The organism is Nonomuraea sp. NPDC047529 (assembly GCF_040642995.1).
Classification (GTDB): Bacteria; Actinomycetota; Actinomycetes; order Streptosporangiales; family Streptosporangiaceae; genus Nonomuraea.
Genome location: NZ_JBEYTJ010000032.1, coordinates 47,945 through 70,008 on the forward strand (window position 1 = coordinate 47,945; position 22,064 = coordinate 70,008).

Below are 22,064 nucleotides of genomic sequence, written 5' to 3' on the forward strand. Positions count from 1 at the left end.
GCTCGCTAATGGTGCTTATGTCCACGCGTCTGGGAGCCTACAGTCACTCACAGCTACTTTGCGTCTGGTGTCACGGACCCGAGCGCCGGGCCAACACGCGTGCCGTACTGGCGGAGGAACTGGGCGTCGCCCCAGGCCCGGAGCGGCAGCGGGTGCACCAGCGGTTGCTGCACGCCGACAAGCACGCGTCGCGCGCGGCCGAGTCCTCCGCGCCCGCGCGATTCCCGCTCGACCTGGCCTGTTTCGTCGGCCGCGAGGCCGAGCTCGAACGGCTGGGCAGCGAGCGGGCTGCCGTCCGCGTGATCCACGGCCCGCCCGGGGGCAAGTCGTCGCTCGCGCTGCGCTGGGCGCACCTGAACCGCGAGCGCTACCCCGACGGCCAGCTCCACGCCGACCTGGGCGCCAGCGACGCCGCCGCGGTGCTGCCCAGGCTGCTCGGCGCGCTCGGCGTGCCCGACGGGGAGCTGCCGGTGAGCCTGGAGGAGCAGGCCGGGCTCTACCGCAGCGTGCTGTCCTCGCGCCGGGTCCTGGTCGTGCTCGACGACGCCCGCGACGCGGCCCAGGTCCGTCCGCTGCTCGCGGGCACGCAGGGTTGCCTGACGCTGATCATCAGCCGTTCGGACCTGTCCGGGCTGTCGGTGACGGCCGGCGCGTCCATGCTGCCTGGACGTGCTGCCCGAGGACGACGCGCGGCTGCTGCTGTCGGAACGGCTCGGCGCGTCCCGGCTGCGCGCCGAGCCGGACGCCGCCGAGCAGGCCATCCGCCGGTGCGGCCGGCTGCCGCTCGCGCTGGCGACCGTGGGCGCGCGGCTGTCGTGCAGGACCGACCTGTCGCTGTCCGACGCCGCCGATCTGGCGCGGCCGGGGCTGGAGCCGTTCGCGCACGAGGATCCGGCCATCGACCTGCGCGAGGTGCTCGGTCGCTCCTACCGCGACCTGCCCGAACCCGCCGCCCGGCTGTTCCGCCTGCTCGGCCGCGACTCGGGCGCCCATCTGCCGCTGGCGGCCGTGTCGAGCCTGGCGGCGCTGCCGGTGCCCGTGGCCAGGGAGACGGTCACCCGGCTCGACCACGCCAACCTGGTCGAGCTGCGCATGGGCGGTCGGCTGCGCCTGCACGACCTGCTGCGCGAGTACGCCGCCGAGCGCAGCCGTGACACAGACGACCAGCCCGTACGGCAGGCCGCCACGCGCCGCCTGCTCGACCACTACGTGCACACGGCGGCGGCGGCAAGCGCTGCCTGCCATCCGCACCGGGAGAACATGCCGCTGGATCCCCCGCGCTCCGGCGTGATCGTCCAGGCGTTCGCGGGTCCCGCCCAGGCCACCCGCTGGTTCGTCGCGGAGCCGCTGGTGCTGCCCGCGCTGCTCGCCGAGGCCGTCGCGGCCGGGCTGGACAGGCACGCCCGGCTGCTGGGGTGGGGGTTCTCCGAGTTCGGGCAGCGCCGGGGACCGTGGACGGAGATCCTCGACGTCCAGGAGGTCGCGCTCGGCGCGGCGGAACGCCTGGGCGACGGGCTGGCCGCGGCGCGTTGCCACAACAGCCTGGCCCGCGCGCACCTGCGGCTCGGCCACGACGGGGATGCCGTCACCCACTTCGAGCGGGCGCTGCGGCTGCACGCCGACTTCGACGAGCCGGTGCTGGAGGCGCACGTCCACCTGGGCCTGACGGTGCCGCTGAGCAGGATCAGGCCGGGGCGGGAGCTCGGGCACGCCGTACGGGCGATGGAACTGTTCAGGCAGGCGGGCGACGCCATCGGCAAGCCGCGGGCGCTGAACAACACCAGCTGGTGGCGGGCCAAGCGCGGGCGGACGAGTGCCACGAGCGTGCCGCCGACCTGCTGCAGAGCTGCGACGACCTGCACGCGGCCGCCGAGACGCTGGTCAGGCTCGGCGAGACGCAGGCGGAGGCGAGCAACGTGGAGGCGGCGTACGAGGCGTGGAAACGGGCGATCGAGTGCTACGAGGCCGTCGGCGACGCGAACGCCACGAAGATCAGGCAGCGGGCGCAGGCATTGAGAAACCGTTGAGAATCCACTGAGACCTTCGGCGCATGCTCCGGGCAACCGGCCAATCCCCACAAGGGAGGTTCCATGCGCACGATGTCCAGGTGGGCCGACCGGCTCCTGGAGAGAGTCGCCCCGCACGCCACCGCCCGTGCGACCGACTGCGAGTACCAGTGCTGCCGCGCGGACTACTGGAGGTACTGCTGCTACTACCCCAACGGCAACAGCTACTGCGGTTCCTGCATCACGAGCTACGACGCGCGGAAATGGTGCTGAAGTAACCCCAAGTAACCGGAGGTAGTCATGCCGTTCGCGGTAGCTCTCGTGGTCTTCGCCTGCGCGCTGTGCGCGGTGGACCTGATGTTGACCCTCGCGGTGGTCAGGCGGTTGCGTGACCACACCACGCGGATCGACGCACTCTACGCCGCCGTCGCGGGCGAGCTGGAGGCCAAACAGGAGAACAACGCTGTGTGAGCGGCGCCGCGGACCGACATGCCGTGACAACGGAGGAAGATTCGATGAAGACCCTGACCAACCTGGCCGACCGGATCCTGGAAAAGGTCGCCCCCCACGCCATCGCCCGCGCCACCGACTGCGGCTACTACTGCTGCGGTGCCACGTTCAACGGGGCGTACTGCTGCTTCTACCCCAACGGGAGCAGCCACTGCGGCGACTGCACGCGCCGCTATTGCTAGCGGTAAGCGGCCTCGCTGATTGATCTGGTGCCCGGCCGCCCCCTGCCGGGCACCCCCGTTACGGACCGGAGGTGTGCTGTGCCGTTCGTGATCGCCGTCGCGGTGCTTGTCGGCGTGCTGTGCCTGGTCGACCTGGCGATGACCCTCGCCGTGACCAGGCGGCTGAAGGAACACGTCAAGCTGATCGACGCCCTGGACGAGGTCGTGGAGATGGGCGGGCTGTTCGGGAAGGGTGGCCTGGCCGTAGGCGACCGTGTCGGCGACTTCGACGTGCGTACGGTGGACGGCGCCGTGGTGGCACGAGACAAGCTCCCCGACGACACGGTGGTCGCGTTCATCGCAGCCGAGTGCGCCACCTGCCGCAAGAAGCTGCCCGAACTCGTCTCCTGGGCATCTGGCCAGGACAGATCCCGGGTGCTCGTCGTGGTCGACGGGCACGGCGGCGGCCACGAGCAGATGGTCGGCAGCCTGTCCCCGGTGGCCCAGGTCGTGCTCGAGGACGGCGGCGGTGCCGTCAGCGCGGCGTTCGACGTCAACTCGTTCCCCAGCTTCTTCCTGGTCGGAGAGGGCGCGGTAACAGGAAGGGTGGGCGACGTCGCGCGGCTGCCCAGCGGGTCCGCGGCGTGATAGGCGGCAGGCGGGAGACCCCCGGGTTCAGCCACCTGGCCGCGGGCGCGGCGCGGGGTGCCGCGATGGTGTGCAGGGCGGCGCCCGCGCAGGTCATCGGCTACCTGGCCGTGACGCTGGTGGGCGCGGGCGCTCCGGTCGTGCTCGCCTGGCTGACCAAGGCCGTGCTCGACGGCATCGCCCGCGGAGAGGTCTCCGCGCTGCCGGGACAGGCCGTAGGGATCGCGATGATCACCACGCTGGCCGCGGCGGCCGCGCAGGCAGGGCAGTACCTGCGGGCCGAGGTCGACAGGCGGGTCTCGCTGCGGGCCAAGGACGAGCTGTTCACCGCGATCTGCGGTTTCACCGGCCTGGCGCCGTTCGAGAGCCCGGCCTTCCTGGACCGGTTGCGGATGGCGCAGCAGAGCGCGAGCAACCCCGGCAGGCTGATCGACACCGGGCTGTCAGCCGTGCGCAGCGCCATCACCGTAGCGGGCTTCGTGGGCTCGCTGCTGGTGATCAGCCCGCTGTTCACCGGGCTCGTGCTGCTGTCGGCGCTGCCCGCGTTTCTGATCGAGCTGCGGCTCTCGCGCAGCCGGGTGAACATGATGTGGCGGATCGGCCCGGTCGAGCGCAGGGAGATGTTCTACGCCCGGCTGATGTCGACCGCGGAGGCCGCCAAGGAGATCCGGCTGTTCGACCTGGGCTCGTTCCTGCGCGGGCGCATGCTGGGCGAGGTGCGCACCGCCAACGCCGCCCGCCGTTCGATGGACAGGCGCGAGTTCGCCGTGCAGGCCGGGCTGGCGAGCGCGGCGGCGGTGGTGGCGGGGATCGGCCTGGTCTGGGCGATCCTGGCGGCCGGGCAGGGCAGCCTGAGCGTCGGTGACGTGTCGATGTTCGTGGCCGCCGTGGCGGGCGTGCAGGGCGCGCTGAACACGGTGGTGTCGGCCGGCGTGATGGCGCACGAGCAGTTGCTGATCTTCCACCACCACATCAGGATTACCGGCGAGGGCCCGGGGCTGCCCGCCCCCGCCGAGCCCGCCGTACTGCCCGAGCTGCGGGGCGGGATCGAGCTGCGCGACGTGTGGTTCCGCTACAGCGACGAGCACCCGTGGGTGCTGCGCGGCGTCGACCTGTTCATCCCGCACGGGCAGACGGTCGCTCTCGTGGGGCGCAACGGCGCGGGCAAGAGCACACTGGTCAAGCTGCTGTGCCGCTTCTACGACCCGACCCGGGGCTCTATCCTGTGGGACGGCGTCGACATCCGCGATGTACCGCCCGAGTCGCTGCGTGCCAGGGTCGGCGCGGTGTTCCAGGACTTCGTCGCCTATGAGTTGACCGCCCGCGAGAACGTCGGCGTCGGCGACCTGACCGCCGCCCAGGATCACGTACGGCTGGAGCGCGCGGCCCGCGAGGCGGGGGTCCACGATGCGGTGTCGGCCCTGCCGTACGGCTATGACACGCTGCTCAGCCGCGATTTCGCGCCCGAGCAGGACGAGGAGGAGGACGGGGTGCTGCTGTCCGGCGGGCAGTGGCAGCGCCTGGCCCTGGCCAGGGCGTTCCTGCGCAGCGACAGGGACCTGATGATCCTCGACGAGCCGAGCGCGGGCCTGGACGCCGAGGCCGAGTACGAGGTGCACACCCAGCTCGCGCGCCTCAGGAGGGGCAGGACCAGCGTGGTGATCACGCACCGGCTCGGCTCGACTCGCGACGCCGACGCGATCGTGGTGCTGTCCGCCGGCGTCGTCACCGAGCGGGGCACGCACGCCGAACTCCTGGCCGCGGGCGGCACCTACGCGGGCCTGTACGGCCGCCAGGCCAGCGGCTACCGCGACGACCTGGCGGTCACGCCGTGACCGCCGTCGTCGCCATCGCCGCCCCGGCGCTGCTCGCGCTGGCCTGGCTGCGGCTGCGCTACCTGGTGGTGACCGTCGAGGGCAACAGCATGCTGCCCACCTACCAGCCAGGAGAGCGCGTCCTCGTACGGCGGGCCAGACCCACCCGCGTCCGCACCGGCCAGGTCGTCGTGCTGGCACGGATGGCGGACGAGGGTGAGACTCGGTGGATCATCAAACGCCTGGCAGCGGTCCCCGGCGACCCGATCCCCCGCGAGCAGATCCCCGCGCTCCGCGACGCGCCGGGAACTCAGGTGCCCGCCGGTCGCCTCGTCGTCGTGGGCGACAACCCCGCGCAGTCGTACGACTCCCGCGTGTCGGGGTACCTGAGGGCCGACCGCCTGCTCGGCGTGGTCCTGCGCAAGCTGACCCCGCGCTAGATCGCTGATGTGAAGTTTGGGTCAGTGGTCGTAGGCAGTCAGGACCGTTTCACGGGTGCGCCGGTGTTCCAGTTGTGCCAGATGGCGGCGTTGAGGGCGAGGATGCGTTGGCTGATGCGTGCCCAGAGGCCGTTCGGGTGGCGGGCGTTGTGGCGTTCGAGGCCGAGCTGGTTCTTCAGGGTCCAGATGATCGCCTCGATGCGCTGACGCAGCCAGCCGGGCAATGGCAGGGCAGGTGCGGGCTCGTCTTCGCGGGCCGGCCGGATCAGGAGATGGCCGAGATCGGCGGCGGCCTTCTCGATGCCGGCTCCGGCGAATCCCTTGTCGCACACGATCGGGCATGGCCCGTCGGCTATCTGGTGGACGTGTAGCAGGTGCAGGGCCTGCTTGCGTTCATCGAGCTCTTTGGGGTGGGCCAGGCTGAAGCCGGTCACCGCGCCGTCGGCGGTGGTGATCAGCATCAGCGTGGCGCCCCAGTAGAAGGCGTGGTGGGACTTGTCCATGCCGTATCCGGCGATCTCACCCAGGTGTGATCTGTTGACCGTCACCCGCGAGGCGCCGCAGCGGATCGGGATACCGTCCATCAGTCGCAACGGCTCGTGCGTGCCAGGTCGGGATCTGGCGGGCCAGCCACAGCGCCGCCGCTGACATGGACGGCCCCAGGTCACGCAGTTGCCGGTTGTACTGCGACTGGGACGGCAGTCTGGGGAACAGGTGCCCGATCCGGCCGGCCGCCATCCGCATCCAGCGGCGTTCGTCATCACAGCGCAGCAGCACCTGCGCCACTGCCACGACCACCGCCTCGGCCGGGGTCAGCACCGGCGGCCGGCCTCGCCCGCGAGGCCGGCCCCGCGAAGGCATCACGTGATCGTCCAGATGCACATAGAGTGCGGTCAGAAGGGCGTACAAGTCGGTCTTCACACACCGACCATGGACGCCCTTCGTCACGCCTGCAGCCGATCACCAAATTTCACATCAGCGATCTAGACCTCAAGATCCAGTCTCCAAGGTGTCCACGCTCAAGGGGAAAGGCCCGTTTGTCTCGTTCGCGAAAAGTTTGGCCGCCTTGCGCAGGATGTCGCGCTCTTGCTCCAGTTCCCGGATCCGCGCCTTGAGCTGCTTGTTCTCCTCTTCCAGCACGTCGTCCGAGGGTAGGTGCCCGGCCGAGGTGTCCTTGCCGGGTCCGACCCGGCTGGCCGCTCGTTGCCCGCTTTCACCCTGAGCCTGCGCGGCGCGTACCCACACGCGCAGCGTCTCGCGGCTGACCCCGAGATCTCGCGCGATCGACGTGATCGTCCGGTCCGGCCTGGACAGTACCAACGCCACCGCGTCGGCCTTGAACTCGGGCGGGTAGTTCTTCATCACCATCAGGGACATCTCTTCCCCTGGACCTCAAGATCCAGTCTCCAAGGTGTCCACGCTCAAGGGGAAAGGCCCGAGTAAGTCCCAAGTCTGATCGGTGATTGGGCGGCGGGCCAGCCGGTTGCTCGGTTATGCCAGATGGCCCGCTGTTCTGGGCTCACGTGAACCCCTACGGCCGGTTCCGGCTGGACAGGGAAACCCGGCTCGACCTCACCGCGGCGTGAGCGGCCCTCTGGCGGATCAGCGCACTGGCGCTGGCGCCATCTTCTGCTTCCTCGGCCGCCACGCCTCCACCCGGGTGTGTGGGCCCGATTGTCGCCGAACCTCGCGCGGTGTTTGGATGGGAACCATGGCCCTCGACGAGCTGCGCGACCTCCTCATCCGCCATGCTCGACCTGATCTCGCCACTCCCATCGAGGATGTGCTGATCTTCAAGGCCGAACGCCCCCAGCCTCCGACACCGACGACCTACGGCAAGGTGCTGGCGCTCGTCGCCCAGGGCACGAAACGGTTCGCGCTGGGCGACCGCCTGTACGAGTACCACGAGGGGCAGTACCTCGTCGCCTCGATCGACCTGCCGGTGACCGCCCATTTCGCGAAGGCCGACGCCGAACGACCCGGGCTCGGGGTCGGGCTGACCCTGCATCCGGCGGCCATCGCGGAGGTGTTGCTGCAGGCGGGCCCGGACGATCTGCCGGAGCTCGGCGACGATGCGCCGCCCGGGCTGGCGGTCAGCACCGCCTCCGCCGAGCTGCTCGACGCGCTCGTCCGCCTGCTGCGCCTGCTCGACCGGCCCGGCGATATCACCGTCCTCGCGCCGCTGGTCAAACGGGAGATCCTGTGGCGGTTGATCACGGGCGAGCAGGGCGCGATCGTGCGCCAGTTCGGGCTTCCCGACAGCAGCCTCAGCCACGTCGCCCGCGCGGTGCAGTGGATCCGCGACCACTACGCGCAGCCCTTCGGCGTCGAGGACGTGGCCAGACTGGCGGGGATGAGCGTCTCGGCCTTCCACCGCAACTTCCACGCCGTCACCGCGATGAGCCCGATCCAGTTCCAGAAGCAGATCCGCCTCCAGCAGGCACGGCTCCAGCTCGCCGCGGCGCCGGGTGACGTCGCCGCCGTCAGCCGGCGCGTCGGCTACACCAGCCCGTCCCAGTTCAGCCGCGAGTATCGTCGCCAGTTCGGCGCGTCGCCGAGCCAGGACGCCAGGCGCCTCACTCCAGCACGCGATCGAGACGGATCGGCAGGGATCTCTGCCTGACGCCGGTGGCGTGCCAGACGGCGTTCGCGATCGAGGCGGCCGTGCCGACGTTGCCGATCTCGCCGGCGCCCTTGACGCCCATAGGGATGCCGGGCTCGTGGTCGGGCACGAAGCTGGCTTGGATGTCGGGCACGTCGGCGTGCGCGGCGATGTGGTAGCCGGCGAAGTCCGCGTTGACGTGCCGGCCGGAGACCGGATCGCGCAGGCCCTCTTCGTGCAACGCCATGGAGAGCCCGCCGATCATTCCGCCGACGACCTGGCTGCGGGCCATGAGCGGGTTGACCACCCGGCCCACCGCGAAGATCCCGAGCAGCCGCCGCACCCGCACCTCGCCCGTCATCGGATCGACGGTCACCTCGGTGAACACGGCGCTGAAGGCGTGCCGTTCCAGGGACGGCAACCCGCCGAGCGAGCTCGTGGTGTCGGCCGTGACCGTCCCGCGGCGGCCCTGGCCGCGTAGCTTCTCCGCGGCCTCGGTGATCGCCCAGCCCCAGGACGTGGTCCCCCGGGAACCGCCCGCGCCCCACGCGGGACCGAGGCCGCTGTCGGAGATCCGGAGCCGGATCCGGTCCGTGCCGACCGCCAGCGCGTCGGCGGCGATCGCGGTCAGCGCGGTGCGCGCGCCGGTGCCGAGGTCGGTGGCGCCGACGGCGACCGTGAAGGTCCCGTCCTCCTCGGCGGTGATCGTGGCCGAGGAGGGGAAGGCCCCGGCGCTGAAGGACGTCGCGGCCAGCCCCGTGCCAACCAGCAGAGGCCCCTTCCGCCGCGTCCGCGGCCGGTGATCGCGGGTGTCCCAGCCGAACCTGCGTGCGCCTTCACGCAGGCACGCGACCAGATTGCGGCTGCTGAACGGCAGGCCGGACACAGGACCGACCTTCGGCTCGTTGCGCAGCCGCAGTTCCAGCGGATCCATGCCCAGCTGCTCGGCCAGCTCGTCCATGGCGGATTCGAGGGCGAACGACCCGGGCGCGGCGCCCGGTCCCCGCATCGAGTACGGCGGCAGGATGTCGAGCGGCACCGCGCTGAGCCGGGTCCGGATCGCGCGGGCCGCGTAGAGCGTCTTGGTGAGCTCGGTGCAGCCCTCCAGGTACTCCACCAGCGGCGAGATCTCGAACGCCGCCTCGTGGTGGATCGCCCGCAGCCGGCCGTCCGCGTCGGCGCCGATCCGGATCAGCTGGTCGGTCGCGGGCCGCATCGCGGTCGCCAGGAACACCTGGGCGCGGGTGAGCGTGACCCGCACTGGCCGGCCGAACAGCCGCGCGGCCATCGCGGCCAGGATCAGCTGCGGACCGCAGAGTCCCTTGGAGCCGAAGCCGCCGCCGACGTGCTCGGTGCGGACGCGTACCAGTTCCGGGCTCAAGGAGAACAGCGTGGCCAGGGTGCGGGCCACGGAGAACGGTCCCTGGTTGGAGTCGATCGCCTCCAGGTGCTCGCCCTCCCACCACGCGGTCGCCGAGTGCGGCTCCATGGCGCTGCAGTGCTCCTCGGGGGTGCGGTACCGCTCCTCGACCACCACCTTGGACGCGGCGAGCTCCGCCTCCACGTCGCCGACGTCCACGGGCTCGTCGAAGATCGTCACCGCTGGACGGCTCGCCGGGTGGTCGGCGGTGAAGGCCGTGTCGTGCGGCTCCTCGTCGTAGGTCACCGGCAGCGCCTCGGCCGCTGCCTGGGCCTGTTCGAGCGTCTCGGCCACGACGAGCGCGACGGGCCGTCCGGCGAAGGGGATCACCTCGTCCTGCAACAGCTGCAACTGGCCGTCCGGGCCGAAGAAGCCGCCCGCCGCCGGGTCGAGACGAGGCGCGTTCCGGTGGTCGATCACACCCAGCACGCCGGGCATGCCCTGGACGGCGGAGACGTCGATGTCCCTGATGCGGCCCCGCGACACGGTGGCCAGCACGACCACGCCGAAGGCCAGGCCAGGCACCGGCACGTCGGCGGCGTAGCGGGCGGCGCCGGTGACCTTGGCCCGGCCCTCGATCCGCGGCCGCGCGACCCCGACCGCGTTCTTCATGGCAGGAGCTCCTTCAGGACGGTCTCGATGAGATTGCCGGCCAGCCTCACCTTGTAGCCGTTGCCTGGCAGCGGTTCGGCGGCGGCCAGTTCGGCGTCCGCGGCGGCCCGGAACGCCTCGGGCGTGAGGGGAGCGTCCGACAGGAAAGCCTCGGCGGTGCGGGCGCGCCAGGGCCGCGAGGCGACCCCGCCGAGAGCGATGCGCACCGAGCCGTCGTCCGGGTCGAGCGCCGCCGCGACGGAGACGGTGGCGAAGGCGTAGGACGCGCGCTCGCGGACCTTCCGGTAGCGCGAGCGCGGGGACACCGCGCTCCCGGGCAGGGCCACCGCGGTGATCAACGCGCCAGGCGGCAGCGCCGTTTCGCGGTCCGGCGTGTCCCCGACGGGCGGGTAGAACTCCGCCAGCGGGAGCTCCCCGGAGCCGTCGAGCGTCTCGTAACGCACGACCGCGTCGAACGCCAGCATCGCGACCGCCATGTCGGAGGGATGGGTGGCCACGCAGCTCGGCGTCCAGCCGAGGACGGCGTGGTTGTGGTGCTCCCCGGCGATCGCGGGACAGCCGGAGCCGGGGACGCGCTTGTTGCACACCTGCGCGGCGAAGTAGGCGCACCGGGTCCGCTGGAGCAGGTTGCCGCCCACCGTGGCCATGTTGCGGAGCTGGCCGGACGCGCCGGCCAGCACCGCCTGGCTCAGCGCTGGGTAGCGCCGCCGTACCTCGGGGTGGGCGGCGAGGTCGCTGTTGGTCGTCGTGGCGCCGACGACCAGCCCGCCGTCCGGGGCCTCGGCGACGCCGGCGAGCGGCAGCCGCCGTATGTCGACCAGCCTCGTGGGAGCCTCCACCCCGGCCTTCATCAGATCGACGAGATTGGTGCCGCCGCCCAGGTACCGGGCGCCGCCGCCGGCTGCGATCAACGCTTGACGGACGTCCGTCGCGCGTTCGTAGGCGAACTCCCTCATCCCGCGATCTCCTTCCGGGCGACCGTCTCCAGCACGGCCCGGACGATGGACGGGTAGGCGCCGCAGCGGCACAGGTTGCCGCTCATCCGCTCCCGCACCTCCGCCGTGTCCAGCACCGACGGGGGGCCGTCCGGGGACACGTCGGCGGTGACCGCGCTGGGCCAGCCCGCCGCGTGTTCGGCCAGCATCCCGGCCGCCGAGCAGAGCTGCCCGGACGTGCAGTATCCGCACTGGAAGCCGTCGAGCCCGATGAACGCCCGCTGCAGCGGCAGCAGCTCGCCGTCACCGGCCAGCCCTTCGACGGTCGTGACCTCGGCGTCCTCGGCGGCCACCGCCAGCGTGAGGCAGGAGACCATCCGCCGGCCGTCGAGGAGCACGGTGCACGCGCCGCACTGGCCGTGGTCACAGCCCTTCTTGGGGCCGGTGTGGCCGACGTCCTCGCGCAACGCGTCCAGCAGCGTCGTGCGGTTGTCGACGTCCAGCCGGTGCGGCACGCCGTTGACCTGGAGCGAGATCACGCTGCGGTGATGGTTCGTCATCGTCCTCCTTCTCTCGGGGCTAGGTAATCAGTCCCGCGCCGGGCGGACGATCCCCGAAGCTCGCGCGTCCTTGCCCATTCCTGCTCACGAGGCGGGCGGCTCTCGGCGGCGATCAGCGCGGCCAGGACGGCCACCACGACGACCGGCCCGACCGGCGGCGGGAGAACCGCGGCGACCGGCGCCGCGGCCAGGACGACGCAGGCGGCGACCAGTCGCCGGCGGCCGAGCGTGCGGTGCGTCCGGAGCCTGAACAGCAGATGTCCCACGAGGTAGAGCGCGACCCCGCCATGGAGCGCGAGCGCGGAGAACACACCCAAGTGCGCACCCTCGCCGGCGTGCGCGACCACGCCCTCGACGCCCAGAGCGGTGAGCAGAATCCCGGCGATCATGGGGAAGTGCCCGTAGGTGTAGGCCTCGACGGCCAGCATGACCTGCTCCTCGCCACGTACGCCGCGCAGCCTGCGCTCCGCCGCGCCCGCCACCACGTCGAAGTAGAGCCACCACAGGCACACCGCGACGGCGATGCCGAGGACGGCCGCCAGCAGCAGCCCCGCGCTGATGGGCCGTCCTGCGGCGCCGACGCCGACGGCGACGACCGACTCGCCGATGGCCAGGATCAGGAACAACCCGTGCCGCTCGGTCAGGTGCGTCGGGCTGCGCAGCCGCCAGTGACCGTTCCTGGCCGTGAGGTAGATGCCCGCCCAGTCCACCACCAGGGCGACCGCGAACAGCAGCACCTGCGTCCAGCTCCCCAGCGCCGTCCCGGACACCAGGAGCGCCGCGCTCGCCGTCATGGGCAGCCAGGTGATGGCGATCTGACGGCGCAGCCCGGTGTCACCGTCCGCGGCCACGGCGAAGACCATGAGATGCACCCACCGGACCACCAGGTAGGCGCCCACCAGCACGAAGGCGCCCGGTCCATCGGCCCACGCCTCCGGGATGGTCAGGCCGACCACGAACATCGCCGCCATCGCGACGACCATCCCGCCCCGCAGCAGACCGCCGTCCGCCCGGGAATGGTTGCCCAGCCAGGTGTAGCCGGACCAGGTGCCCCACAGCAGCGCCAGCATCAGCAGCCCCCGGAACACGCCGTCGGCGTCGCGCTCGCGTGCCATGGAGCCGGTGAGCTGCGTGATCGCGAAGACGTAGACGAGGTCGAAGAACAGTTCGAAGGGCGTCGCCCGGTGGTCCTCGCCGACCGGCGAAGTCTTCTGCCGCATCTAATCGAGGGCCAGGGCCGCGACACGGGGCCGGCGGCAGAAGTAGACGAACGCGGGCGGCACGTTGGCCCACACCGTCCGGCTGACCACGACCTCCTCGAACAGCCCGTCCAGGGATCGCCGTAACCGTCGCGCCGGCGGCGTCCATCGCGTGTGCGCGTACGCGAACGTGGTGAACGCGCCGTGCGGGGCGAGGGCGCCGGTGAGGGCGTCGAGCAGGTCGTGCTGGCGGTTCGCGGTGAACGCCGCCCAGGGCAGTCCGCTCACGATGACGTCCGCGCGGTGGTGGCCGCGCGCCGCGAGCACCTCGCCCAGGTCCCGGGCGTCGGCCACGGCGACGTCGATCCGGGGGTACCGGGTGGCGAGACGCCGCGCGAAGCGCTCGTTGACCTCGACGGCCAGGTGATGGCCACGGCCGCCGAGCCGGCGCTGGATCGCCGCGGTGAACGCGCCCGTGCCCGGACCGACCTCGACGACCAGCGGGTCAGCGTCACGTGTGACAGGCGCGGTGATCAGGTCGGCCAGCGGCTCGCCGCTCGGCGCGACCGCGCCGACGGTGAAGGGGGCGCGTGCGAACTCGTGCAGGAACGCGGCGCGGTCGTGGGCGCTCACCGGACGGCTCCGGGAGACGTGCCCAGCACCCGGGCGAGCCAGTCGTTCCTGGTACGCCGGGCCGCGACCGAGACCCGAGCCCCGGGGCACAGCGCGTCGAAGCCGTGGAAACCGCCCGCCCAGACGTGCAGCTCCGCCTGGCCGCCCGCGGCCCAGATCCGGGTGGCGAACGCGACGTCCTCGTCGCGGAACACCTCGGCCGTCCCGGCGTCGACGTAGGTGGTCGGCAGGCCGGACAGGTCGTCGGCGATCGCGGGCGACAGGTAGCCGGACACCTCGCCGCGGCCGATGACCGATCGCCAGCCGAACGCGTTCATCTCGCGGGTCCAGACCCCGGGCGCGCCGGAGTACTGGCGGCTTGAGACGGTGTCGTTGCGGTGATCGAGCATGGGACAGATCAGCACCTGCCCGGCGATCGGCGGCCCGCCCCGGTCACGGGCCATCAAGGTGAGCCCGGCGGCCAGGCCACCGCCGGCGCTGACCCCCGCCACGACGATCCGGCTCGGGTCGATGCCCAGCTCATCGGCGTGCTCGGCGACCCAGAGCAGGCCCTGGTAACAGTCCTCGACCGGGATCGTGCCGGTGGCCTCCGGCGCCAGCCGGTAGTCCACGGAGACGACGGCGGCACCGAACAGGTCGAGCCAGTCCAGGGGGATGTCGATCTGCGAGAAGCGGTCTCCCATGACCATGCCGCCGCCGTGGACCCAGTAGACGCACGGGGCCGGCGCGTGACCGGTCCTGGCCGGGGTGAAGATCGACATGGGGACGGGCGCGGTGATCTCGCGGTGGCCGGCGGCGCGGCCCTGGAGGATGACGTCGATTGGCGTGGACGGCAGTCTGCGCAGCTCGGTGAGCACCTCCGCGTCGAGCTCGGGCATGGGAGGCAGGTCGGCGAGGAACGCGCGCAGTTCGGGGTCGAGGCCGGGACGGGGCATGGTGGTCTCCTCGTTCACAGGGCGGCCTTGCCGCCGACGGGAATCTCGTCGGCGTATCGCGGCTGCCCGGCCAGCAGCGGCTGGAGGGCGGCGGCGAACGTCTGTGCCTGCTCGGTCGCGAAGAACCTGGCGTGGGCCTCCTGGCTGACCCAGCCCTCGGTGACGTAAACGGTGTCCGGGTCGCCGGCCGAGCGGCCGACCAGGAAGACACGGCAGTCGTCGTTCGGCAGGGACGGCGCGTCGAGCAGGGCGGCGATCAGGTCGTCGCCCCGGCCGGGCTGCGCGGTCATGGCGGCGTGGAAGCCGTGGCCGATGGTCATGGGATCACTCCTCACGGGTGGATCTGTCGCAGCCCACTGTCGGCGCCGCCCGGCCGGCGCCACATCAGTCATCCGACTCCCGCCTTGAGCGCCCATGGCGGCCGATGACCTAACTGCTGATGCGGTTAGGTCATTTGACAGATGCGCGGCTCGGGCGTGTGCCCGACAATCGACACGTGACGAGTCCTTCAGAGCCGCCGGCCGTCCTGCGCATGCGGGAGGTCCGGGACCGGGCGCTGTTCGACCCGGACGACGGTGCGGTCACGCCCTCGAACCGGGCCGAGCTCAAAGCGGTCGCACACCTGCTGAACGTGCTGCTGGCCAGCCTGGTCGTGTCCTCGTTGCAGTACGAGCAGCACGCCCTGCTCGTCCGCGGGCCGTCGCATCGAGCGGTCGCGGAGTTCCTCCACGGCTGCGCCGACCGTGACCGCGCCGGCGCGCGGCTGCTCGCGACCCGCATCGCTCAGCTCGGGTTCGCCGCCGACCACGACCCACGGCACCTGCCGGCGCGGTCGCGCATCACCTTCCAGGCGTTCCAGGACGGCGATCTCACCGGCATCGTGACGCAGGACCTCGTGGGGGCGCGGATCCTCGTCCAGTCGTTGCAGGAGGCGGTGCGCTGGGTCGGGGCCGACGACCCCACCACCCGGCGCCTGCTGGAGCGGCTGCTGGAGCAGAAGGAGGCACAGGCCGACGAGCTCAGCGCGGGGCTTCGGAATCCGGGGAGAGAGCATCCCTGAGCCCGGCGCGGGAGGCGACGCCGAGCTTGGGGAAGATGCGGTACAGGTGCGCGCCCACCGTCCGGTGCGAGAGGTACAGCCGCTCGGCGATCTGTTTGTTGGTCAGGCCGCTCGCCGCCAGCTCGGCGATCTGCAACTCCTGCGCGGTCAGGGCGGCCGGGCCGCCTGCCGAGGCCTCGGCCGTCCGGTGTCCGGCGGCGCGCAGCTCGTTCTGCGCACGCTCGACCCAGGGCCCGGCGGCCATCGCGGCGAAGCCGTCGCGGGCGATGAGCAAGTGCCGGCGCGCCTGCGACGCCGACCTGTCACGACGCAGCCTCTCGCCGAGGACGAGCCGGACGCGGGAGGCGTCCCACAGCCACCGTTCCGCCACGTGGCCCGACAACAGCGACTCCAGCCGCTCCCTCGTCCCGTCGTCGTCGGACACGAGGAACTCCGCCGCTGCCTGGACCAGCGTCATCCGGGTCGACAACGCGGCCACGTCGGCGGCCCGCATCGCCTCGACGTGCGCCCTGGCCTCGACCATCCGCCCTGTCCGCACCGCCGCCTCGACGAGGTCGAGCATGACCCACGTGCAGTGAGGCACGTACGCGGCGAGGGCGCCGGGCGGGCTCATCGCGGCCGCGTGGTGGAAGGCCGCGCCGAAGTCCCCCTGTCCCAGCGCAGCCAGGGCACGCGGGTGCTGGGCGAACAGCGCCGCGGCCGTCACACCGCGGGGGAGCGCCCAGTGGGTGATCTCGTCGGCGAGCGCGTACGCCTCCTCGACGCGTCCCCGTCCGGCGGCGAGGATCGCCCTGTTGTACAGGAAGTACCACGCGAAGAAGGAGAAACCGCTGGTCTCGCAGACCTGCTGGCCCTCGCCGGCCAGCTCCTCGGCCTCGTCCCATCGGCCGACGAGAAAGTCGTCCAGGCACAGGTGCATGAGGGCGCCGAGGTGCCGCCGGGGCGCGCCTCCGTCCCGTCCCTGCTGGACCAGCCGCCACGAGGACTCGCGGCAGTCACCCAGCCGATCCAGATAGACCGAGGCCGTGCCGACCCGCACGATCCGCGTGGGGTCGGTCTCGTCCGCCATGGTGTCGAGGATGCGCCGGCTGCTCGCCAGCGCCGACGCCCCCGTGCGGACCGGGTCCGGGAAGGTCCTGCTCGCCAGCGACAACACGTCGGGCGGTCGCGGCTCCAGCCGCTCCAACACCCGGTAGAACGGCTCCCAGTATTCCGGAGCGCTGCCGTACCAGGACAACAGCATCAACGTGTGCATGGCCTCGACGAGCGCGGGATCCTCCGCCCGGTAGCCGTGCTCGGCGGTCTCGATGGCGCCGAGCAGGAGTCGGTGGGCGGTGGCGACGTCGCCGTCCCCGTTGAGCATCAGGAACGCGGCCGCGTTGGCCGCGTGAAGCGAGCCAGTGGAATCCGGAGCCGCCCGCCGCGCGTCGGTCAGGAGCGTCTTCGCGTCGTCGATGGCCCCGCTCGCCTCCGCGCCGATGTACGCGGCCTCGGACAGCCGACGCCCTCGATCGGCGCTCGTCACGCTCAACTCGGCCGCCCGGATCAGCGCGGCGACCGCGGCTAACGCGTCACCGCGCAGCATGATGCGATGCGCCGAGCCCTCCAGCAGCGCCGCCACCGTCTCGTCCGGGCCGACGGCGGCCGCGGCCAGATGCCACGCACGACGTTCCTGGTCACCCGGCAGGGCGCCGGCGAGGGCGACATGCGCGGTCCGGCGCTCTTCGTGCGTGGACCCCGCCACGATCGCCGACCTGATCAGCGGGTGCCGGAACGCGATCCGCGCCGTGGCGTCGTCCACGCGTACCAACTGCGCTCGCTCGGCGGGGGCGAGGTCGGACAGCCCGGCCTCATTCGCCGAGGCAACCCTGAGCACCCGGACGTCGCCGGTGCCCTCGAACGCGGCCAGCAACAGCATTCTCCGGGTCGATGCCGGCAGATCGGCGATCCGCGCGGCGAACATCGCCTGGAGCCGGTCGCTGAGCGGGACCACCTCCGAGTGCGCCACCGCGGGATGCGGCGCGCCCAGCAACGTCGAAGGCAGTTCCGTCAAGGCCAGCGGATTGCCCTGTGCCAGATCGAGCAGCCGATTCCTGATCCGTACCGGCATGTCCGGGAAGTGGACGTCGACCAGTTGCCCTGCCGCCGCTCGATCCAAGGGCTGGACGGCCATCTCGGTCAACCCGCGAGGCGCCGCGGAACTCACTGCGCCCGTCCTGGCGGAGAACAGCAGGGCGGCCCCGACCCCCTGCAGCCGGCGGGCGACGAATCCCAGCACGACGGCGCTGGCCCGGTCGATCCATTGAACGTCGTCCACCAGAAGGGCGAGCGGTGTCTCAGCGGCGACCCTCTTGGCGAGCAGGAGTGCGGCGTTGCAGACCAGGAGCGCGTCTGTGGGCGCGCCGATGCCGAACCCCAACGCCACCGACAATGCCTCTCGAAGCTGCGGCGGCAGGTGCTGGATGTCGGCTTCGACCGGCAGGAGCAGCTGATTGAGGCAGGAGTAACTGACGTTGGCTTCGAACTCTGACCCCGACGCTCGCAGCACGCGCATTCCCGCCGTGACTGCCAGCTCGGCCGCAGCGGCCATGAGAGCGGACTTGCCGATGCCGGGGTCACCCCACATCAGCCGCGCGTCGCCATGCCGCCGAGCCGCGTCGAGAAAGCTAGACAGCTGTTCGAGCTCGGCACGGCGGCCGAATAGTGCATTACTGGCCACGGATACCTCACTGCGTCGGTCAGTGCCTCACCACTTCCGGATACAGGCTGCTGCGAGCATAGCCGTCACGTGATCACCCGCAGGCGCTGCTTCCGCCTCTCCGCTGAGGAGAGCGGGATTGAGCAAGAGATCGCCACTATCGAGCAAGTCCGCCGCGCCTCACCCCTATGGGCAGACGCGCCCCTACTGGGCTGTGAGTTGACCGTATCTGTGACCGTAATCGAGATCACCATATGGGGAACGCGTCACCGCGAACCCGAGACGGGTGGCGCGCCTCTGCGCTCAGCCTCTTCGAGGGCCGGCCTGGTCGGCGAATCGCCGCTGCTCTCGGCGTCACCGGGCATGAGGGCTCCACCGTAATCGTCGGCAACGGCCTGCCCCTGCAACGCGAGGCGGCCTGGAACGCGCCACTCCGTGGTCGACGCGCACGCCCGGCCGGACATGTCGCAGGCGTGGGACAACGGCACCACCGTGGCCGCCGGGCCTACAACGGCTTCGCCGAGTGGCTGCACTTCGGCCAGCGCCGGGTGATCGCCGACAACGACCCCATCGAGCGGGAGAAGGCGATGAAGTTCAACTCCCTGCTCACCAACTGCGTAATCTTCCACAACACGCTCGACCTCGCCGACGTGGTCCGGCAGTTGCAGGCCGAGGGATGGAAGATTGACCCCGAGGACCTGGCCGAGGTCTCCCCCTACCTGACCGAGCACATCATGAGGTTCGGCGGGTACTCCACCCACGAGCTCGCCATCACGCCCGAGGCGTACGAGCCCCGCCTGGACATCGACTTCGCCAGGCTGCGTGACGCGGCCTGACCCGTCCGGCGCCAGACCGCAGACAGCCCTGGGCCCACGGCCTCCACGATCGCCTCCACACGTGCGGTGCCAGGGGCGCGGCAGCCGGCGTCGTTGAGGTGGAGGTGATCGTCTGAGTCGTAGGCGGGGTCGAGCCGGTCGCGGTCGGCGGGTGAGGCGGTGACGCGGTCGAGATCCACCACCGCGTCGAACGGGGCGGAGGCGCGGATCCAGGCGTTGATGGCCTCGCGCTCGGCCTCACTGCGGGCGGTGTAGTAGGCCGATCCCTTGACCGGCATCCAGCGACATGGGACGCGCCGACGTTGTGCGCCGGATGGCGGGTGCGCGAGGTCGCGGTGCACATGTCGATGGGATTGCCGCCCGGACGTCTCCGCGGCCAGGCGAGCGACCGGTAGGCCGCCGCCTGAGCAACAAAGGGTCCTGGATCGGGGCAGGTCAGCTGGGCTGACCGGTCGGCATGATGGTGACCTGCTGAAGGTTCGCCCGCGGCGGAAGGCTCGCCAGGAACCCGATCGTCTGGGCGATGTCCTGCGGCGTCAGCCACTCCAGCGTCTGCTTGGAGCCCTCCAGCCACTCCAGCGCCCCCTGGTCGGTGACGTGGTTCTGCAGCTCGGTTCCGACGATGCCCGGCTCGATCGCCGAGACGCGCACCTTCTTCGGACCCAGTTCGACCCGCAGGTGGCGGGAGAGATGGGTGACGTACGCCTTGGTGGCGGAGTAGACGGCGAAGTTCGGGAAGATGTTCTGGGCCGCGATCGACGAGGTGTTGATCAGGTCGGCCACCCCGCGCTCGGCGGCGGCCCTCACCAGCTGAGAGGTGAAGGCGGCGATGGCGTTCATGAGCCCGGTGATGTTGAGGTCGATCTGGCGCTGCCACTGGTCGGTGGCCAGCTCCTCGATCGGGGCGGGAAGCATGACGCCCGCGTTGTTGAAGAGCAGGTCAGCGTCGCCCAGCTCGGCCGCCACGCGGTCGGCGGCCGTCCGTACCGCTGCGGCGTCGGTGACGTCGACGGCCAGGGCCAGCGCCTGGCCCCCGGCCTTGTCGATCCGGGCGACCAGGTCGTCCAGCCGGTCAGCGCGCCGGGCCAGGACGGCCACGCGGGCGCCCAGCTCGGCCAGGTGCTCGGCGGAGGCCTCACCGATGCCGCTGGAGGCGCCGGTGATGACCGCGACGCGGCCGGTGAGGGGACGAGGAGAGGTCTGCGTGGTCATGGTGCGCACCTTTCGAGACGGGAGGAGTGCGGCCGATCGCCGCCGGCTCCTGAACCAGGACACCACTCGCCCGGCCCCTCACGGGCCCCGAAATTCGCCCTGACCAGGCAGGTCTTGGCGAGGCTGGTACTGACAGGGCTACCCGGGCGACGGCAGGGCATGCCCGGCTCGGCCAGACTGGAGACATGGACCGAAGCAGCGAGATCGCCGACTTCCTGCGCTCACGGCGTGGCGGGATCACCCCGGAGGGGGCCGGGCTGCCCGCCGACGGGCGCATCCGCCGGGTGTCCGGGCTGCGCCGCGACGAGGTGGCCCGCCTGGCCGGGGTCAGCACCGAGTACTACACCCGCCTTGAGCAGGGCCGCGGCGGCTCCCCGTCACCCGAGGTGATCGAGGCGCTCGCCCGGGCCCTGCAGCTCAACCCGTCCGAACGCGAGTATCTCACCAACCTGCTGGCCAGCCCCGCCACCGCCCGCCGAGCCCCGGCCGGACCGCAGCGGGTCAGGCCCGGCCTGCATCTGATGCTGCACACGCTCGACCACGTGCCCGCCTTCATCCTGGGCCGTCGCACCGACGTCTTGGCCGCCAACCGCCTGGCCCGCGAGGTGCTGACCGACTTCGACGCCCTGCCCGCGCCCCGGCGGAACCTGGCCCTGTTCTACCTGCTGGACCCCCAGGCCCGCGAGAAGGTCGGGGACTGGGAGCGGATCGCGGCCGAGACCGTCGCCGTGCTCCGCCTGGAGGCCGGCCGTCACCCCAACGACCGCCGGCTCGCCGACCTCGTGGGCGAGCTCACCCTGAAGTCACCCGAGTTCTCCACCTGGTGGAACGACCATCGCGTGCTGCGCCGCACCCACGGCGCCAAGTCCTACCACCATCCCCTCGTCGGCGACCTCCACTTCGCCTACGAGTCCTTCCAGGCGCCCGGCGACGACGACCAGACCCTGTGCGTCTACAACGTCGAGCCGGGCTCCGAAACCGAGCAAGCGCTCCGGCTCCTCACCAGTTGGACGGCGCCCCAGCAGACCCACGAGCCCCACACCCCGCCCACAGGAGCCTTGTAACCACTCGCGCCCAAAGCCCGAGCACGGTTCACGATGATGGGCTACATGGGGATCGCCATGCCGCCGCTGGTCGGGCGGGTCTGGCGTGGGGGTTGGTCGCCGTGGCGGTGACCTGGTGACGGCTTCGTACGGCGAGGTGAAGTCCTACCGCTGTCCCGGAAGGCATCCCTGTAGTCCCGGGGAAATTTTGGTCGGATTTCGCTGACCTGCACTGATGTCTGTTCGCTTGCGGTGTGGGCCATGAGCGATGAGAGGCCGGAGTTCGGGTACGGCCAGGGCCGGCGGCCGCTGTGAAGCGAGCGGGATCGCGACGCCGAGCGGGTCCGTGACATCCTGCGTGGTGCCGGGCTGGTGGAGTTCGGCGACACCAGCCCCGGGTTCCTGGTCGAGGGTGGCCGGGCGAGTACGCCCTTCCTGGTGGCCTACGCCGGTCCGGGCCGAGATGCGGCCATGGAAGTGGCCACCTACAGCCGAGCCCTGACTGGGGCGGGGCTGCGGGTTGAGCCCGACGCCGATGATGATCAGACGCTGCGGGTGTGGTTTCCTGCATGAGCGCGGTGGCCCTTGGGCCGGGCGAAGGGCGAAGAGGTCGAGGACGGCCGCTGGGGCCTGCACGCGGCCACGCGCGCTCCAGCATCTGGCCCAAGCCGGACGCACCGCGCCGAACTGCAGGCCAAGTCTCGCCACCAGCACCTGGCCAGCCTCGGCCGCGCGCGGGC

Annotated in this window: 27 protein-coding genes; 13 read left to right on the forward strand and 14 right to left on the reverse strand. The window is 71.6% G+C overall.

What is annotated here, in order from left to right; all coding sequences use genetic code 11:
• Window positions 1–53: 53 nt before the first annotated feature.
• Window positions 54–389, reverse strand: a complete 336-nt coding sequence (locus tag ABZ815_RS37575) for a hypothetical protein (RefSeq protein WP_357705961.1) — start codon at window positions 387–389, stop codon at window positions 54–56.
• Window positions 390–496: 107 nt separating this feature from the next.
• Entirely contained in the window at window positions 497–658 is a 162-nt protein-coding gene (locus ABZ815_RS37580) for a hypothetical protein (RefSeq protein ID WP_357705962.1), read from the reverse strand.
• 11 nt (window positions 659–669) lie between these two features.
• Here ABZ815_RS37580 and ABZ815_RS37585 point away from each other — a divergent pair, with 11 nt between their 5' ends.
• The 7 genes from ABZ815_RS37585 (at window position 670) to ABZ815_RS37615 (ending at window position 5,579) form a co-directional block, all read left to right on the forward strand.
• On the forward strand, window positions 670–2,016 hold the full coding sequence (locus ABZ815_RS37585; RefSeq protein ID WP_357705963.1) for a tetratricopeptide repeat protein: 1,347 nt from the start codon (window positions 670–672) through the stop codon (window positions 2,014–2,016).
• Between the two features lie 74 nt (window positions 2,017–2,090).
• Window positions 2,091–2,279, forward strand: coding sequence for a hypothetical protein (locus ABZ815_RS37590; RefSeq protein ID WP_357705964.1), 189 nt, complete (start codon window positions 2,091–2,093; stop codon window positions 2,277–2,279).
• 27 nt (window positions 2,280–2,306) lie between these two features.
• Window positions 2,307–2,477 (forward strand): hypothetical protein, encoded by a 171-nt coding sequence (locus tag ABZ815_RS37595; RefSeq protein WP_357705965.1) that lies wholly within the window; start codon window positions 2,307–2,309, stop codon window positions 2,475–2,477.
• A 44-nt stretch (window positions 2,478–2,521) separates the two neighbouring features.
• A complete protein-coding gene (locus tag ABZ815_RS37600) occupies window positions 2,522–2,698 on the forward strand; it encodes a hypothetical protein (RefSeq protein ID WP_357705966.1) in 177 nt (58 codons plus the stop codon).
• Window positions 2,699–2,776: 78 nt separating this feature from the next.
• Window positions 2,777–3,325, forward strand: a complete 549-nt coding sequence (locus ABZ815_RS37605) for a hypothetical protein (RefSeq protein ID WP_357705967.1) — start codon at window positions 2,777–2,779, stop codon at window positions 3,323–3,325.
• Window positions 3,322–5,160 carry an ABC transporter ATP-binding protein gene (locus ABZ815_RS37610; RefSeq protein WP_357705968.1) on the forward strand — a complete coding sequence of 613 codons (1,839 nt, stop codon included), beginning with the start codon at window positions 3,322–3,324 and terminating at the stop codon, window positions 5,158–5,160. The genes ABZ815_RS37605 and ABZ815_RS37610 overlap by 4 nt, the downstream gene beginning before the upstream one ends.
• On the forward strand, window positions 5,157–5,579 hold the full coding sequence (locus ABZ815_RS37615; RefSeq protein WP_357705969.1) for a S26 family signal peptidase: 423 nt from the start codon (window positions 5,157–5,159) through the stop codon (window positions 5,577–5,579). The genes ABZ815_RS37610 and ABZ815_RS37615 overlap by 4 nt, the downstream gene beginning before the upstream one ends.
• Before the next feature lie 38 nt (window positions 5,580–5,617).
• Here the strand turns inward: ABZ815_RS37615 and ABZ815_RS37620 are convergent, their stop codons facing one another.
• The 3 genes from ABZ815_RS37620 to ABZ815_RS37630 all read right to left on the reverse strand — a co-directional run bounded on the left by ABZ815_RS37620 (window position 5,618) and on the right by ABZ815_RS37630 (window position 6,956).
• Window positions 5,618–6,163 (reverse strand): transposase, encoded by a 546-nt coding sequence (locus tag ABZ815_RS37620; protein ID WP_357705970.1) that lies wholly within the window; start codon window positions 6,161–6,163, stop codon window positions 5,618–5,620.
• Entirely contained in the window at window positions 6,099–6,500 is a 402-nt protein-coding gene (locus ABZ815_RS37625; RefSeq protein ID WP_357705971.1) for a hypothetical protein, read from the reverse strand. The genes ABZ815_RS37620 and ABZ815_RS37625 overlap by 65 nt, the downstream gene beginning before the upstream one ends.
• 69 nt (window positions 6,501–6,569) lie before the next feature.
• Window positions 6,570–6,956, reverse strand: coding sequence for a transposase (locus ABZ815_RS37630; protein WP_357705972.1), 387 nt, complete (start codon window positions 6,954–6,956; stop codon window positions 6,570–6,572).
• 325 nt (window positions 6,957–7,281) lie between these two features.
• Between ABZ815_RS37630 and ABZ815_RS37635 the strand changes: the two genes are divergently transcribed.
• Window positions 7,282–8,202 (forward strand): AraC family transcriptional regulator, encoded by a 921-nt coding sequence (locus ABZ815_RS37635; protein ID WP_357705973.1) that lies wholly within the window; start codon window positions 7,282–7,284, stop codon window positions 8,200–8,202.
• On the opposite strand, the gene ABZ815_RS37640 is transcribed toward ABZ815_RS37635, so the two are convergent.
• The 7 genes from ABZ815_RS37640 to ABZ815_RS37670 are packed head-to-tail and all read right to left on the reverse strand — an operon-like array spanning window position 8,156 to window position 14,795.
• Window positions 8,156–10,213, reverse strand: coding sequence for a xanthine dehydrogenase family protein molybdopterin-binding subunit (locus ABZ815_RS37640; protein WP_357705974.1), 2,058 nt, complete (start codon window positions 10,211–10,213; stop codon window positions 8,156–8,158). The two genes, ABZ815_RS37635 and ABZ815_RS37640, sit on opposite strands and share 47 nt — an antisense overlap.
• Complete coding sequence (locus ABZ815_RS37645; RefSeq protein WP_357705975.1) at window positions 10,210–11,169, reverse strand: xanthine dehydrogenase family protein subunit M; 960 nt, start codon at window positions 11,167–11,169, stop codon at window positions 10,210–10,212. Before ABZ815_RS37645 ends, ABZ815_RS37640 begins: the two co-directional genes overlap by 4 nt.
• The gene (locus ABZ815_RS37650; RefSeq protein WP_357705976.1) at window positions 11,166–11,708 is read right to left on the reverse strand and encodes a 2Fe-2S iron-sulfur cluster-binding protein; all 543 of its coding nucleotides are present in this window, start codon (window positions 11,706–11,708) and stop codon (window positions 11,166–11,168) included. Before ABZ815_RS37650 ends, ABZ815_RS37645 begins: the two co-directional genes overlap by 4 nt.
• Window positions 11,705–12,928, reverse strand: a complete 1,224-nt coding sequence (locus tag ABZ815_RS37655; RefSeq protein WP_357705977.1) for a low temperature requirement protein A — start codon at window positions 12,926–12,928, stop codon at window positions 11,705–11,707. Before ABZ815_RS37655 ends, ABZ815_RS37650 begins: the two co-directional genes overlap by 4 nt.
• A complete protein-coding gene (locus ABZ815_RS37660) occupies window positions 12,929–13,540 on the reverse strand; it encodes a methyltransferase domain-containing protein (RefSeq protein WP_357705978.1) in 612 nt (203 codons plus the stop codon).
• On the reverse strand, window positions 13,537–14,475 hold the full coding sequence (locus ABZ815_RS37665; protein ID WP_357705979.1) for an alpha/beta hydrolase: 939 nt from the start codon (window positions 14,473–14,475) through the stop codon (window positions 13,537–13,539). Before ABZ815_RS37665 ends, ABZ815_RS37660 begins: the two co-directional genes overlap by 4 nt.
• A 14-nt stretch (window positions 14,476–14,489) precedes the next feature.
• Entirely contained in the window at window positions 14,490–14,795 is a 306-nt protein-coding gene (locus ABZ815_RS37670) for an antibiotic biosynthesis monooxygenase (RefSeq protein ID WP_357705980.1), read from the reverse strand.
• Window positions 14,796–14,971: 176 nt separating this feature from the next.
• Between ABZ815_RS37670 and ABZ815_RS37675 the strand changes: the two genes are divergently transcribed.
• Entirely contained in the window at window positions 14,972–15,535 is a 564-nt protein-coding gene (locus tag ABZ815_RS37675; RefSeq protein WP_357705981.1) for a ferritin-like domain-containing protein, read from the forward strand.
• On the opposite strand, the gene ABZ815_RS37680 is transcribed toward ABZ815_RS37675, so the two are convergent.
• A complete protein-coding gene (locus ABZ815_RS37680; RefSeq protein WP_357705982.1) occupies window positions 15,495–18,254 on the reverse strand; it encodes an AAA family ATPase in 2,760 nt (919 codons plus the stop codon). The two genes, ABZ815_RS37675 and ABZ815_RS37680, sit on opposite strands and share 41 nt — an antisense overlap.
• A 452-nt stretch (window positions 18,255–18,706) precedes the next feature.
• On the opposite strand from ABZ815_RS37680, the gene ABZ815_RS37685 reads away from it, so the two are divergent.
• Window positions 18,707–19,069: a Tn3 family transposase gene (locus tag ABZ815_RS37685; RefSeq protein WP_357705983.1), complete on the forward strand. Its 363-nt coding sequence runs from the start codon at window positions 18,707–18,709 to the stop codon at window positions 19,067–19,069.
• Between the two features lie 173 nt (window positions 19,070–19,242).
• Window positions 19,243–19,464, forward strand: coding sequence for a maleylpyruvate isomerase N-terminal domain-containing protein (locus tag ABZ815_RS37690; protein WP_357706044.1), 222 nt, complete (start codon window positions 19,243–19,245; stop codon window positions 19,462–19,464).
• Window positions 19,465–19,504: 40 nt separating this feature from the next.
• On the opposite strand, the gene ABZ815_RS37695 is transcribed toward ABZ815_RS37690, so the two are convergent.
• Window positions 19,505–20,281: an SDR family oxidoreductase gene (locus ABZ815_RS37695; protein ID WP_357705984.1), complete on the reverse strand. Its 777-nt coding sequence runs from the start codon at window positions 20,279–20,281 to the stop codon at window positions 19,505–19,507.
• A gap of 185 nt (window positions 20,282–20,466) precedes the next feature.
• Here ABZ815_RS37695 and ABZ815_RS37700 point away from each other — a divergent pair, with 185 nt between their 5' ends.
• Together ABZ815_RS37700 and ABZ815_RS37705 are read left to right on the forward strand one after the other, a co-directional pair.
• Window positions 20,467–21,345 (forward strand): helix-turn-helix transcriptional regulator, encoded by an 879-nt coding sequence (locus ABZ815_RS37700; protein WP_357705985.1) that lies wholly within the window; start codon window positions 20,467–20,469, stop codon window positions 21,343–21,345.
• A gap of 351 nt (window positions 21,346–21,696) precedes the next feature.
• Window positions 21,697–21,897 (forward strand): hypothetical protein, encoded by a 201-nt coding sequence (locus tag ABZ815_RS37705; protein ID WP_357705986.1) that lies wholly within the window; start codon window positions 21,697–21,699, stop codon window positions 21,895–21,897.
• Window positions 21,898–22,064: the final 167 nt, after the last annotated feature.

Coding starts and splice junctions, on each gene's coding strand:
- ABZ815_RS37590 (WP_357705964.1), top strand. CDS start 2,091: ATGCGCACGATGTCCAGGTGGGCCGACCGGCTCCTGGAGAGAGTCGCC.
- ABZ815_RS37580 (WP_357705962.1), bottom strand. CDS start 658: ATGGACGCGCCGGCCGTCACCGACAGCCCGGACAGGTCCGAACGGCTG.
- ABZ815_RS37650 (WP_357705976.1), bottom strand. CDS start 11,708: ATGACGAACCATCACCGCAGCGTGATCTCGCTCCAGGTCAACGGCGTG.
- ABZ815_RS37695 (WP_357705984.1), bottom strand. CDS start 20,281: ATGACCACGCAGACCTCTCCTCGTCCCCTCACCGGCCGCGTCGCGGTC.
- ABZ815_RS37635 (WP_357705973.1), top strand. CDS start 7,282: ATGGGAACCATGGCCCTCGACGAGCTGCGCGACCTCCTCATCCGCCAT.
- ABZ815_RS37595 (WP_357705965.1), top strand. CDS start 2,307: ATGCCGTTCGCGGTAGCTCTCGTGGTCTTCGCCTGCGCGCTGTGCGCG.
- ABZ815_RS37645 (WP_357705975.1), bottom strand. CDS start 11,169: ATGAGGGAGTTCGCCTACGAACGCGCGACGGACGTCCGTCAAGCGTTG.
- ABZ815_RS37620 (WP_357705970.1), bottom strand. CDS start 6,163: ATGGACGGTATCCCGATCCGCTGCGGCGCCTCGCGGGTGACGGTCAAC.
- ABZ815_RS37640 (WP_357705974.1), bottom strand. CDS start 10,213: ATGAAGAACGCGGTCGGGGTCGCGCGGCCGCGGATCGAGGGCCGGGCC.
- ABZ815_RS37600 (WP_357705966.1), top strand. CDS start 2,522: ATGAAGACCCTGACCAACCTGGCCGACCGGATCCTGGAAAAGGTCGCC.
- ABZ815_RS37630 (WP_357705972.1), bottom strand. CDS start 6,956: ATGTCCCTGATGGTGATGAAGAACTACCCGCCCGAGTTCAAGGCCGAC.
- ABZ815_RS37655 (WP_357705977.1), bottom strand. CDS start 12,928: ATGCGGCAGAAGACTTCGCCGGTCGGCGAGGACCACCGGGCGACGCCC.
- ABZ815_RS37670 (WP_357705980.1), bottom strand. CDS start 14,795: ATGACCATCGGCCACGGCTTCCACGCCGCCATGACCGCGCAGCCCGGC.
- ABZ815_RS37700 (WP_357705985.1), top strand. CDS start 20,467: ATGGACCGAAGCAGCGAGATCGCCGACTTCCTGCGCTCACGGCGTGGC.
- ABZ815_RS37665 (WP_357705979.1), bottom strand. CDS start 14,475: ATGCCCCGTCCCGGCCTCGACCCCGAACTGCGCGCGTTCCTCGCCGAC.